Below are 12,350 nucleotides of genomic sequence, written 5' to 3' on the forward strand. Positions count from 1 at the left end.
ATTTAAAAGGGAAACTGTTTTCAGCGTATTCCCCAGAAAACAGCCCGAAAACGTTTTTCTTAGATAGCGCCCATTACGTACATGGCATCTAGGGTTGGATTCACGCTGCCACCTTTGGGCTCTAACGTTACCGCGAAGGCCTGTGCCTTCTCAATGGTTTTCATGCGGAGAAGGGCATCTGTGGAGGCGGCAATTACGCCGGCGTCTACGGGTTTGCCGTCCACCAAGGCCCACAACTGGTACTGCTTGTCACTCGGGGCTTTGGGAAGCGAGGCCGGGTCTATGAATACTTCCTTGGTTTCCTGGTTCCAGAAAACCTTGGCGGCGGCGGCGGCATGTTGCGGCGTCCCTTTCAAAGGGATGGATTGGGTCTGCGGATCACGCACCACGGCCAGAAAATTCTCGGTGCGGTCTGTGCGGTACTCCAGCTGGCTGGTCTCATAAGCGTACTGCTTAACCGATTGCTGGGCAATGGCCAACTCCTGCTCAGAGTCCTTCCACTGGAAATACAAGTAAAAGTTAGTGGCCGCGCTCATCAAAAGCAGCAGCATGGCCGCCACGCGCAGCCGCTCGGGCGTAGATTTCTTGCGGGCGTTGAAAAAAGCCTCCTCCATAGAAATCACCTTCGCCTCAGAGGCGTTAGCGGTAGCTTGTTGGGCAGGTTGCTCAGTCAAATTATTTTCCACCGAAGCGATGGCTTGGGAGCTCTCCATGTTTTGGATTTGCTGCAGGATTCTGTCCTGCAGGTAAGCGGGCGGAGTTTGGGCATGCTGCAGCGCATAGGCCTCAATGGCCAGGTGCGCCTCTTCCAGCGCGGCCTTCACGGCTGGGTACTGCAAGGCCATACGGTCCACATCTGCACGTTCCGTGTCTGTCAGCCCTCCGGCTGCATACACTTCCAGAATCCCGGACTCTATGTACTCCTGTGTGTTCAACGCTATTTTATTAGTTTGGCCAACGTCTTAATGGCCATGCGGGCGCGCGTTTTGACTGTGCCTAATGGAATGTTCAAGGTTTCGGCTACCTCTGTCTGGGTATAGCCGCCGAAGTACATCATATCAATGATGACTTTCTGGTCTGGGATGAGTTTCTCCGTGATTTCCTTGATTCCAATATGATCGGGTCTAATGCCGTCGCTACTGACCATTCCCCCGGTGGTGGCATCCTCCATGGGGTCTGTTTTTGAACTTACGCGATATTGTTTGGACCGGATTTTATCAATGGCCAGATTCCGGCTAATGTTGAGCATCCAGGTGAACAACCTGCCTTTTTGCGCGTCATAGCTGTCAAAGGAAGACCAGATTTTCACGAAGCTTTCCTGCAGTACGTCTTCTGCTACTTCTTCTACCTTGACTATGCGCAGGATCACGCCGTACAAAGCAGCGGAGTAGTTTTTGTAAAGCAGCGCGATGGCCTTCTGGTCCCGCGCCCTCAACCGCTCTACTAGAACTTCCTCAGAATCATTTTTTACTGTAGTCTCCAAAAACAATATGGCGTTAAGCGTAGCAATAATACATAAACCAAGTATGAAGAAAAAAGGGAAAGGGATATTTAATCCCAGTGGTTACATCTTAACCTACAAAAAGTAGATTTGTTTAAACATAACCCAGCCCAAAAGTTTAGGTAGGTACCTATACGCTACCACCAAGAAAAGATTAGTTATTAATACGTAGTTTCTTCCTAAATAATTTAAACCGTCAGCCATGCCCATCCAAACCATCAATCCTTATACCAACCAAGTTGTCAAAGACTTCGCTCCGGCCACCCCACAAGCCATTGAGCAGGCATTGCAGACCGCCCAAGAGACCTTTGACAACTGGAGGACCTCAGACTTTATGCTCCGCGCCCAGCTCATGCACAAAGCCGGCAGCGAGCTGGACGGCAACACGGAGCATTACGCCCGCCTGATCTCCTTGGAAATGGGTAAGCCTCTAGCACAAGCCCGCGCCGAGGTGCAGAAATGCGCCAAGGTCTGCCACTATTACGCAGAGCATGCCCAGGAATTTTTGCAGGACGAGGACATAGTCACCGCCGCTACCCGCAGCTTCATCAGCTATGAGCCCATGGGCGCGGTACTAGCCGTTATGCCCTGGAATTTTCCGTTCTGGCAGGTCTTCCGGTTTGCCGCGCCGGCCCTGATGGCGGGAAACGTGGGTATTTTAAAGCATGCCTCCAACGTTCCACAGTGCGCACTGGCAATCCAGGAAGTGTTTGAGAAAGCCGGCTTCCCGAAAGGGTGTTTCCAGTCCTTGCTCATCGGGTCTAAAGAAGTGGAGACGCTTATCAAGGACCCGCGCATCAAGGCCGTGACGCTGACGGGCAGTGAGGGCGCCGGCGCCACCGTGGCCTCTACCGCCGGAAGAGAAATCAAGAAAACCGTGCTGGAACTGGGCGGCTCAGATGCATTCATTGTGCTGGCAGACGCGGACATAGAGGCCACAGCGGAGAAAGCCGTGCAGGCCCGCCTCATCAACACCGGCCAAAGCTGCATTGCTGCCAAGCGTTTTATTATAGAAAAATCCATCGCCGAGCCGTTTATGGCCTCCTTTTCTGAAAAGATGCAAAAACTGAAAACCGGCGACCCTTTATCAGACGAAGGAATTGACTACGGACCGCTGGCCAGAGTGGACCTGGCCCAGGAACTCACCGACCAAGTGGAGCGCTCTGTGAAAGCTGGCGCTCAACTCCTACTCAAAGGCGGTCAGGAAGACAAGGACAGTGCGGTGTTCCATCCGGCTATTTTGACAAACATTGAGAAAGGAAATCCCGCCTATGAAGAGGAATTCTTCGGGCCGGTGGCCTTGGTGTTTATAGCGAAGGATGCCGAAGACGCCGTACGCATTGCCAATGATTCTCCCTTCGGGCTGGGAGGCTCCATTTGGACCAAGGACCTAAAGCGCGGGCAGGAACTGGCCAGGAAAGTAGAGGCCGGCGCCGTGTTTGTGAACGCCATGGTGGCCTCTGACCCGGCCCTGCCGTTTGGGGGCATCAAGAAATCTGGGTACGGCCGGGAGCTTTCTTATGTGGGCATCCGGGAATTTGTAAACCAGAAAACCATCTGGCTTAGCACGCCTCAGGAATAGCCTAGTAGCTTGTAGGTGATCACCCCTACCCACTCATGGATGATGCGGGTCCAGTCGCGCAGGGCTTCGGCGGTGGGGATGAGTAGATCGTCTAGGTGGAAACTTCTATCGTGGGTCTGAAAGTCGGCGGGAAACGTGTCGAAGGTCAGGCCCACTTTTTCAAAACAGCCCTGAGCGCGCCGCATATGAAACGCCGAGGTGATCAATAGCAGCTTCTGAACTTCTGGGTGCTGGCCCAGCAGTTCCTTGGTGAATTGGGCGTTCTCTCTGGTGTTCTTGCTGAGCTGCTCTAGCAAGATGTCCTGCTGCGGGACGCCAGCAAACAGCGCGGTCTGCTGCAGGCTTTCGGCCTCAGTTCTGGCTACATTTTTAATAGCCCCCGACCCACCCGAGATGATGATTTTTTTGACCTTGCCCATCTTGTAGAGCTGCACGGCATCCAGAATCCGCTCGGCGCCTTCTTGGTAATGCACCCGGTCATGCGGGGAACGGTTAGGCTCAGTCACGCCGGTGAGGACAATGGCAGCGTCATAGGTTTTCACGTCTTTCATCAGCACTGCCTCGGGCTCCCAGGCTAGCCAGACCTCATTAGAGATAAAGGGATTAGAAAAGAAGAACAGCAAGACCAAGCCAATCCTGAATGCCCATCGCTTTTTCACCTGATTCCGGGAAAACAGGCCAAAAACGAAAAACGCCATGATCCAGAGAAACGGCGAGGTGAAATACTGCAACAGCTTGGAGAGGATAAAGAACATGATTTCTATGGGTCTACCAGCGCCTGTCTTTCAGTTGCATCATGTAAAAGATGAAGTAAGTGAAAGAAAAGTGCGAGAATTTATCCAAAGAAACGCCGCACCAGCCAAAGCACCAAACTCACCAGAATACTCAATAGCAGCATGGTGGTAAACGGCGCGAAGACTTTGAAGCCCGGCCGGTCCTCGCGCACGTCGCCGGGCAGGCGGCCAAACCAGTCCATACGCGAACCTAACAGCCAAAGGACCAAGCCCACAACCAAGAGAATGCCGCCAATGATGACCAAAGTTTTGCCGATGGGTTGCATACCAGTACCAGAGTTGGTTTAGCGGTTATACGGAATTGGAAGCGGTTGTTTCTAGTTCCGTTTTCGGCCTGCTTTCCGGAAAACAGGCCGAAAACGGGACACTCAATTTGATGCGTTCAAAACGGGTGCCGATTTTAGTCAAACAGATAGACTACTTTAAACTCCTCGTTCAACTTTAAGGCGGCGTCAAAGCTATTGCCGGTTTTAGGCGAGATGAAGCCTTTGATCTTGCCGGTCTTGCCTTTGAGGATGAGCGCGGCAATGTGGCTCTCATTGAGCGTGCGGCCGTGCAATTCAAATGGCACCACAAATTGGCACCCCTCCCTGAACCGGCTGCAGCCATAGGCGCTCTTGCCCTTCAGCATTTGGCCCTGCTGGCACTTGGGGCAGATCCAGACAGATGGATTTTTCACCTTGGGCTCGGCCTTGTCTGGTTGCAGCCCAAAGGCACCGTCTAGCACCGCGGCGGCATCCAGTTTTTCGCCGGAGGTAGGGTCCACCAAGCCTTTGATGACCGGGGTTTTTCCCTTTTTAAGGAGAGCCTGCACGTGCTTCTCGGTGAGCAGTTTCCCCAGCCAGGTCATAGGCAGCCTGAACTGGCAGCCCTCCTTATAGCGGGCGCAGCCGTAGGCCTGGCTGCCCTTGACTACGTGGCCGGTTTTGCAGACAGGGCACGCCCCTAACCCTACCGTGGAGGAGGTTCCGTTTTTGGCCTCTTTTTTGGGTTTCGGCTCTTTTCTGGCGGGTTCTTTGGCCGCGGGTTTAGCCGCTTCCATGGGCTGCAAGGTCACCGACGAGCGGTCCTGCTTTACCTCCTGCACCATCTCTTCCACCAACTGCTGCAGCTCGCGTAGAAACTCTGTGGCCTCAAACTCGCCGGCCTCTATCTGGCGCAGCTTCTTCTCCCATTGCCCGGTCATCTCGGCAGATTTTAGAGTGGGGTTTCTAATCACTTGTATCAGGTCGATGCCGGTCTGGGTGGGTAGGATTTTTTTCTTCTCTTTTCTAATATAATTGCGTTTGAAGAGCGTCTCAATAATGGCCGCGCGCGTAGAAGGCCTACCAATGCCGTTTTCCTTGAGGGCTTCTTTTAACTCGTCATCGTCCACTTGCTTGCCCGCCGTCTCCATGGAGCGCAGTAAGGTCGCCTCGGTGTAGTCTTTGGGCGGGCTGGTCATCTTACGTTCCAGCAAGGGCGCGTGTGGGCCGCGCTCGCCGGCGTCAAAATGTGGCAATACCGCTAGTTCTTCTTCCTTCTCCTCTCCTTCTGCCGTAGTTTTTGGTGTAGTTGGTTTGGCTGGGGTTTTGGTTTCTTCCTGGGCATAGACTACGCGCCAGCCGGGTTCCAGAATCTGCTTGCCTTTGGCCCGGAATGCGTGGTTGGCCGCCTCACCGTTCACCACCGTGTTACTCACAATACAGTCTGGGTAGAATGCGGCGATGAACCGTTTGGCCACCAGGTCAAACACCTTGGCCTCGGTGCCATATAGATTGCCCGCCGCCGCGCCCGTGGGTATGATGGCGTGGTGGTCAGTGACTTTATTGTTATTGAAGACCTTGGCAGATTTTCTGATCTTCTTGCCCTGCAGTTCCTGCGTCAGGTGGCTGTACTCGCGCAAGCCACTTAAGATGTTCGGAATTTTAGGATAAATGTCGTCTGGCAGGTAAGTGGTGTCCACCCTTGGATAGGACACCACTTTCTTCTCATAAAGGCTTTGCACTGTCTTGAGCGTCTCGTCTGCCGACATGCCAAACTTGTTGTTGCACTCCACCTGCAGAGAAGTCAAGTCAAACAACCTAGGCGAACTCTCCGTGCCTTTCTTGGTTTCTACGTCTTTGATTTCAAACTCTGAAGGCTTGATCTGCTCCAGAATGGCCATCGCCTTTTCCTCGTCCTTGAAACGGCCGTTGGTGCTGCTGAACGTCACGTCGCGGTAGACGGTCTTCAATTCATAAAACGGCTCGGGCTTGAAGTTGAGAATCTCCAGGTGGCGCTGCACAATCATGGCGAGGGTGGGCGTCTGCACACGGCCCAGCGAAAGCAGCTGCCGGCCCTGCGCGTACTTCAATGTGAAAAGGCGCGTGGCGTTGATGCCCAGGAGCCAATCACCAATGGCGCGGCTTCTGCCGGCCTGGTACAGCTGGTCAAACTCCTTGCCGTCGCGCAGCTTGGAAAAGCCTTGTCTGATGGCCTCTTCGGTCAAGGAGGAAATCCATAATCGCTTGACGGGTTTGCGGCAGCGTGCCTGGTGCAAGACCCAACGTTGGATTACTTCTCCCTCCTGCCCGGCATCCCCGCAGTTGATGACTTCGTCTGCACCGTCAATCAGTTTTTTGATGACCTTGAACTGCTGCGCTACCCCTTTGTTCTGAATGAGTTTGATGTCAAACTTCTCAGGCACCAACGGCAGGTCTGGCAGGTGCCAGCGCTTCCAGTGGGGATTGTAATCATCTGGCTCGTTGAGCTGGCAGAAGTGCCCGAACGTCCAGGTGACCTGGTAGCCGTTGCCTTCAAAATAACCGTCTTTCCGGCTATTGGCTCCAATCACATGGGCAATTTCACGGGCTACGCTGGGTTTTTCGGCAATGCAGACTTTCAAGGTATTCTAGTAAAAAGAGGTCAAAAACGAATCTCAAAGATACGCATTTTTACCCGCATGAACCAGCCTTAACGCATGCATCCAGATATAGAACTATTACTATACAAACACATTTTAACCATCAAAATTCTAAACTCACTACTATCTAAATTACAAGCTATTACCTACACAAACACTAACTGTTCACCCCAAGGAAATAGAGAATATTTTGCACATATCCATTAACCCCTGCTTTCTACCCTCGTATTAGTTTCTACGGCCCTGTAAGGCTAGTAAGAAACCATCATTCACCTTAAACTAACATACACTATGAGAAATCGAGAGCATTCTGGTTATGATACTTTCAACACGTATCGTTCAGGTCATGAGAATTCAAGTCGTCAACATTGGGGTAGCTTAGGCAACCGTGAGGAGGGCCAAGGCACTCCAGATTACCACGGCCACAGCGGCGTTTCTAGCCGCAGCAGCGAAAGCCCATATAGCAGTCAATCTTCTAACTACGGTGGCAACCAAACACAAGGAAGCCAGCAAGGCCACACCAGCGGCTGGAGCGGACACTCCATGCAAAACCAAGGCGGAACCGGCTCATCCAATTACAGCTCTGGCCAAGGCGGCTATGGTTCCTCTCAACACGGTGACTCTAGAAGCTATGGCCAGGGAAGCAGCCACCAAGGAGGCTACGGCTCTTACGGTTCTGGCTCTTCCAATAGAGGCACCTCTTCTAACTATGGATCGTCACAAGGATCTGGTTACGGATCTTCTCAGCAGAGAGGAAACTATGGCCAGTCTGGAAGCAGCTCCTCAGGATCATACGGCTCTTCGCCAAGCGGCTCTAGCTACGGTTCTTCATCATACGGACAAGGCAATTCTAGCCAAGGCGCCGGCTCAACCCGTTCTTCTAACATAGGTACGTATGGCGGCGCCAGATCTGGCTACGCTGGCTCTTCTTCTGGCAGTAACCCAACCGGCGGCGCCATGGACAGAGGAAATGCCTATGGCAACTTTGGCTCAACCAATGACTTCCAGGGATCTTCTAACTACGGATCTGGTTCTGGTTCTTCTAACTATGGTTCTGGCTCCTCCAGCCAAGGACACAGTGGCTACGGAAGCACCTCGCAATACGGCAGATCTTCACACACTCCTTCTAACTACGGTGGATCTTCTTACGGACAAAGCGGATCTTCTTCTTACGGAGGATATGGCTCAGGCTCTTCTCATAACCAGCCATCCAGAGGCTACGGCATGGGACAGAATGTAGAGAACCGCGGTGGATTAGGCTACACAGACCATGACCGCAGCTACACGTCTCTAAACACCAATCAGTACAGCGGTCCTTCTGGCAACAGAACAACCGGACACGCCAACTGGATGGGTGACACCGACCATGACTATCCTCAGTACAGCCACGGCAATGCCAATGAGAACCGTTACTCAGAGGATTACAGCCACCCAAGCAACTTCAACAGAAGCACCATGGGTAACCAGTATGAGCAGGACCGCTATAGCCAGCACCGTGACAACTTTAACCGCAATGACAATGACCAAGAAGAAGGATTCTTTGAGCGCATTGGCCACGGCATTAAAGACGTCTGGAACAGCATAGCTGGTGATGAAGATGATAGAGGCAATGACAACCGTCGTTATGACAATGACAACCGTTCTTCTGCGGGCGGACCTCCTTATAACTACGGTTCTGGAGCTAACACTCCAGGCTGGTAACGTATCAGATGCTTAATAAAAAAAGCCCCGCTAACCTTAGCGGGGCTTTTTTGTGGACCAACATGTATGGGTAATTATTGCATTCCGTAGATGTGCTCAAAACGCTTGATCATTTTAGTCTGCACGTTGAGGTTGTGAAGGATGCCGTCATGGATGTCATACACCAGGCCATGTAATTGAGGCGGCTCCTCGTTTTTCATAGCATTCTGGATGATGGACGTTTTAGACAAGTTGATGACCTGCTCAATCACGTTCAACTCCACCAATCTTCTGAAGCGCTGGTCTTCATCCTCCAGGTCATGAAACTCGTCTTCATGCAACCTGATCACGTCTTTGATGTTGGTGAGCCAGTTGTCAATCAAGCCAAATTGCTTGTCACTGATAGCCGCTGCTACGCCGCCGCATCCGTAGTGACCCACCACCATGATGTGTTTTACTTTTAAAACCTCAACGGCATACTGTAACACAGACAGTAGGTTCACATCTGTGTGCACCACCATGTTGGCAATGTTGCGGTGCACAAACATCTCACCGGGCGCAGTGCCAGAGATGTGGCTGGCCGGCACGCGGCTGTCTGAACAACCAATGAACAAATACTTGGGGGCCTGCCCTTGCGCAGACCGCTCAAAGAAACCAGGGTCGTTCTGCTTTTTGCTTTCTACCCAATCACGGTTGCCTTTAAAAATACGCTCCATGTCTGGGTGCAAAGGCTTGTCATTATTATGAAGTGCTTCCATATTGTTTTATTGTTTTAGTGAACATTTGAGGCAGTAACAGAGGGGATATCACGCAAGGTTAACCTGATATCTTTTTCGGCGGCTACCGTTTTAAAATCTTCAATGGCTTCCAGGACGTCATAGTCAATGTAGGTAGAGGAAGAACCGTCAATCAACACGTCACTGTCTGCCGGCAGGTGATGCAAGGTCAAGGCCACACTGGCCTTGTTCAAGAAAGTCACGTTCTCACTCAGCTTGATGTGAATCCGCTCGCCTTCACGCCCTACCACTTTATGGAAGAAGTAAGGCGTTTTGTAATTGGCTTTTAAGATGTAGAAAATGCCTACCACCAAACCAATGGAGATACCTTTTAACAAGTCTGTAAAGAGAATGGCTAAAATGGTGATGATAAAAGGCAGGAACTGATCCATCCCTAACTTCCATTGTCCTTGGTACAAAGCAGGCTTGGTGAGTTTAAACCCTACTACAAGCAGCACGGCAGCCAACGCCGCCAATGGCACATATTGCAGGACGTCCGTCAGGAACAGAATACTCATCAACAAGAATATGCCATGGAAGAAGCTGGACAGCTTTGTTTGCCCACCGGCATTTACGTTGGCAGAGCTACGCACAATCACCGCCGTTAAGGGAATACCCCCAATAAGGCCGCTCAAAATGTTACCCAAACCCTGGGCTTTCAATTCACGGTTGGTGGGAGTGTGACGTTTGTGCGGATCCAACTTATCTACGGCTTCCACGCTGAGCAAGCTTTCCAAACTAGCTACAATGGCCAGCGTAAAGGCCAACATGTAGACGGCTGGACTTGTTAGTACTGAGAAGTCTGGGAATCTAAGTTCTGCCAGAAGCGTGGCCGGGCTAGTGATTTCTGGCAATTGCACCAAATGCGTTTTGGCAATGGCCAAGGTGGGGAGCGAATTCTGGAAAAGAAAGTTTAAGCCAATAGACAACACCACCGCAATCAAGGCACCAGGCACCAACTTAAAGGCTTTGATTTTTTGCATGAACGGGCGCTCCCACAGCAGGATGACCGCCAAGGAAACCAAGCCCACCACCAAAGAACCTACCTGCAACTGACTAAACGCGTAACCAATCTCAGAGAAGGTGTTGCGACCATCAGACTGCAAGAAATCCAGGTTGCCCAAGAAGTCTTCATCGGCGCCTAAAAAGTGAGGGATCTGCTTTAAGATAAGGATAAGACCAATGGCCGCCAACATCCCTTTAATTACCGAGGACGGGAAGTAAAGCCCTATTATACCGGCCTTTAAATAACCTAATACCACTTGGATGACACCTGCCAGAACCACGGCTGCCAAAAAGGCCTCAAATGTTTGCATCTGGGCAATCCCGTTTACGACGATGACCGTCAAACCGGCGGCTGGACCACTCACGCTTAGCTGTGAGCCACTTGCCCACGACACCACCAAGCCACCAATCACGCCGGCAATCAAGCCAGAGAAAAGCGGTGCCCCAGAGGCCAAGGAGATACCCAAACACAGCGGCAAAGCCACCAAGAATACCACTAACCCCGCCGACAGGTCTTTTCCAATAGAATCAAATAGTTTTTTTTCTTTCATAGTCCCTTCTTCACAGTGTTGTAGAATGTAAAAGGATACAGGGCAGGCGCCCACATAGCCAGTTTATGCTACAAAGGTGAAGCAGGGAGATTAAGACCGAATTAAAGCCAGATTAAAATTCGATTAAAATGAAAAAAATAGTTGGTGCCGTTTTTTAGCCTGATTTCCAGAAAACAAGCCAAAAACGGTTTTAAAGCTGATAGACTTGATGCAGCTTAGGAAAGGAAAGAATCACCTCGGTGCCCTTGTTTACTTGGGAATTCACCAGGATGGAGCCGCGGTGCAGTTTGATAATCTTCTCAGCCAAGGGCAGACCAATGCCGTGGCCCGAGATGTCGCGCACGTTCTCGGCCCTGAAAAAAGGCACAAACACTTTGCGCACATCTTCGGGCGTCATACCTATGCCTTGGTCACGCACTTTTAAGATCAGGTCACGGTGCTGCACTTCAATGGAAACGGCTATTGGCGCGTCTTTCACAGAAAACTTGCTGGCATTCTCCAAGACGTTCACCACGGCAATGAGCAGGAGCGCATCATTGCCCCAGACCTGCAGTTCTTTCTCATCTTCGGGCATGTTCTCAAACTGCACGTCCAGCATGATGGAGGGAGATCGTTTCTTGGCTTCTGAGCAGGCCTGCCACACCAGTTCATCCATCTGCAACGCTGCCATGGGTATCTTTGAGGAGTCTGTGCTGGCCTGCACCATTTGCAGTAACCCGTTGGAAAGCTGGGCCAGTAGATGGGCGTCTTCTAGGGTAGACTGCAGCACGCGCTTGTATTCTGGGGCTTCGCGGTCTTTCATGAGGGCTACCTGCAACTCGCCTATCATGGCCGTGAGCGGTGTGCGCAACTCATGCGAGGCGCTGTATACAAACGTGCGCTGGGCCTCAAAGGCAATCTCAATGCGATCCAGCATTTTATTGAAGGTCTGCGCCAATTGAGCCACCTCATCTGCGCCTTGGGCCTGTGACACACGCAAAGACAAATCTGAGGCATTAATTTTCTCCACCTCAGAAACCACTTTTAAGAAAGGTCTTAGCGCGGCGCGCGCAAAAATCCAGCCTGTCACCACCACCACCACCATGGCCGCCACAAACCCAGAGACCAAAATGGTTAACAGGTTCTCCAGGGTGCTCAGGTTGTATAAGTCAATGGAGGAGGCAATGATGAGGTGCGGCTTGTTGCGGTGCATGTACCTGATGCCTACCACCTGACGGTCGCCGCGCACTTCCCGCACCTCGCCGTTCTCTAGCACCTGTTGCAAAAATGCTGGTGAGATGTTCAGTTTCCCTTCTCCTTCCGCGAATAGCAGTTTCTGGGTATGGTCATAGACGCGCACCATCTCGCGGGGCAGCATCTGGTAATAGAGCCGCTGGTCCAGGGCATGCTGCTGTTCACTCACGGTGTCTGCGTCTAGCACAAAGTGGGCCGTGGCATAGGCTCTGTTTAAGATACGGCCGTCATAATCGTTCTTTCTGGACAGCGAGCTGAAGTAATAGACCGTTACGCAGAAGAGCAACAATATTCCAGCAATGATCGCCGAAAACTGGAGCATCAGTTTGGTTTTGATTTTCATG

Annotated in this window: 10 protein-coding genes; 2 read left to right on the forward strand and 8 right to left on the reverse strand. The window is 51.7% G+C overall.

The genetic code is table 11. The annotated features are described in order from the left end of the window. Positions 1 to 59: 59 nt before the first annotated feature. Together TH61_RS17120 and TH61_RS17125 are read right to left on the reverse strand one after the other, a co-directional pair. Positions 60 to 935, reverse strand: a complete 876-nt coding sequence (locus tag TH61_RS17120) for an anti-sigma factor domain-containing protein (protein WP_066512030.1) — start codon at positions 933 to 935, stop codon at positions 60 to 62. Positions 936 to 937: 2 nt separating this feature from the next. Further along, positions 938 to 1,483, reverse strand: coding sequence for an RNA polymerase sigma factor (locus TH61_RS17125; RefSeq protein ID WP_066513007.1), 546 nt, complete (start codon positions 1,481 to 1,483; stop codon positions 938 to 940). Between the two features lie 220 nt (positions 1,484 to 1,703). On the opposite strand from TH61_RS17125, the gene TH61_RS17130 reads away from it, so the two are divergent. Then, positions 1,704 to 3,083, forward strand: coding sequence for an NAD-dependent succinate-semialdehyde dehydrogenase (locus tag TH61_RS17130; protein ID WP_197464064.1), 1,380 nt, complete (start codon positions 1,704 to 1,706; stop codon positions 3,081 to 3,083). Here TH61_RS17130 and TH61_RS17135 read toward each other — a convergent pair. From TH61_RS17135 to TH61_RS17145, 3 genes are all read right to left on the reverse strand, one after another. Further along, a complete protein-coding gene (locus TH61_RS17135) occupies positions 3,074 to 3,838 on the reverse strand; it encodes a YdcF family protein (RefSeq protein ID WP_066512046.1) in 765 nt (254 codons plus the stop codon). The genes TH61_RS17130 and TH61_RS17135 overlap by 10 nt on opposite strands. Positions 3,839 to 3,918: 80 nt before the next feature. Next, complete coding sequence (locus TH61_RS17140) at positions 3,919 to 4,143, reverse strand: DUF2905 domain-containing protein (RefSeq protein WP_066512047.1); 225 nt, start codon at positions 4,141 to 4,143, stop codon at positions 3,919 to 3,921. 134 nt (positions 4,144 to 4,277) lie between these two features. Next, positions 4,278 to 6,743 carry a type IA DNA topoisomerase gene (locus tag TH61_RS17145; RefSeq protein WP_066512049.1) on the reverse strand — a complete coding sequence of 822 codons (2,466 nt, stop codon included), beginning with the start codon at positions 6,741 to 6,743 and terminating at the stop codon, positions 4,278 to 4,280. A 309-nt stretch (positions 6,744 to 7,052) separates the two neighbouring features. Between TH61_RS17145 and TH61_RS17150 the strand changes: the two genes are divergently transcribed. Then, positions 7,053 to 8,462, forward strand: coding sequence for a hypothetical protein (locus TH61_RS17150; RefSeq protein ID WP_066512057.1), 1,410 nt, complete (start codon positions 7,053 to 7,055; stop codon positions 8,460 to 8,462). A 74-nt stretch (positions 8,463 to 8,536) separates the two neighbouring features. Here the strand turns inward: TH61_RS17150 and TH61_RS17155 are convergent, their stop codons facing one another. The 3 genes from TH61_RS17155 to TH61_RS17165 all read right to left on the reverse strand — a co-directional run bounded on the left by TH61_RS17155 (position 8,537) and on the right by TH61_RS17165 (position 12,349). Next, positions 8,537 to 9,199, reverse strand: coding sequence for a carbonic anhydrase (locus tag TH61_RS17155; protein ID WP_231862256.1), 663 nt, complete (start codon positions 9,197 to 9,199; stop codon positions 8,537 to 8,539). A gap of 14 nt (positions 9,200 to 9,213) precedes the next feature. Further along, positions 9,214 to 10,773, reverse strand: coding sequence for a SulP family inorganic anion transporter (locus TH61_RS17160; RefSeq protein ID WP_066512059.1), 1,560 nt, complete (start codon positions 10,771 to 10,773; stop codon positions 9,214 to 9,216). Positions 10,774 to 10,963: 190 nt separating this feature from the next. After that, a complete protein-coding gene (locus TH61_RS17165) occupies positions 10,964 to 12,349 on the reverse strand; it encodes a HAMP domain-containing sensor histidine kinase (RefSeq protein ID WP_066512064.1) in 1,386 nt (461 codons plus the stop codon). Position 12,350 lies beyond the last annotated feature (1 nt).

Origin of the sequence: Rufibacter sp. DG15C, assembly GCF_001577755.1 — a bacterium.
Classification (GTDB): Bacteria; Bacteroidota; Bacteroidia; order Cytophagales; family Hymenobacteraceae; genus Nibribacter.

Bases quoted from the DNA above. Each gene is read 5' to 3' on its own strand.
- TH61_RS17160 (WP_066512059.1), bottom strand. From the start codon at position 10,773: ATGAAAGAAAAAAAACTATTTGATTCTATTGGAAAAGACCTGTCGGCG.
- TH61_RS17155 (WP_231862256.1), bottom strand. From the start codon at position 9,199: ATGGAAGCACTTCATAATAATGACAAGCCTTTGCACCCAGACATGGAG.
- TH61_RS17135 (WP_066512046.1), bottom strand. From the start codon at position 3,838: ATGTTCTTTATCCTCTCCAAGCTGTTGCAGTATTTCACCTCGCCGTTT.
- TH61_RS17150 (WP_066512057.1), top strand. From the start codon at position 7,053: ATGAGAAATCGAGAGCATTCTGGTTATGATACTTTCAACACGTATCGT.
- TH61_RS17165 (WP_066512064.1), bottom strand. From the start codon at position 12,349: ATGAAAATCAAAACCAAACTGATGCTCCAGTTTTCGGCGATCATTGCT.
- TH61_RS17130 (WP_197464064.1), top strand. From the start codon at position 1,704: ATGCCCATCCAAACCATCAATCCTTATACCAACCAAGTTGTCAAAGAC.
- TH61_RS17140 (WP_066512047.1), bottom strand. From the start codon at position 4,143: ATGCAACCCATCGGCAAAACTTTGGTCATCATTGGCGGCATTCTCTTG.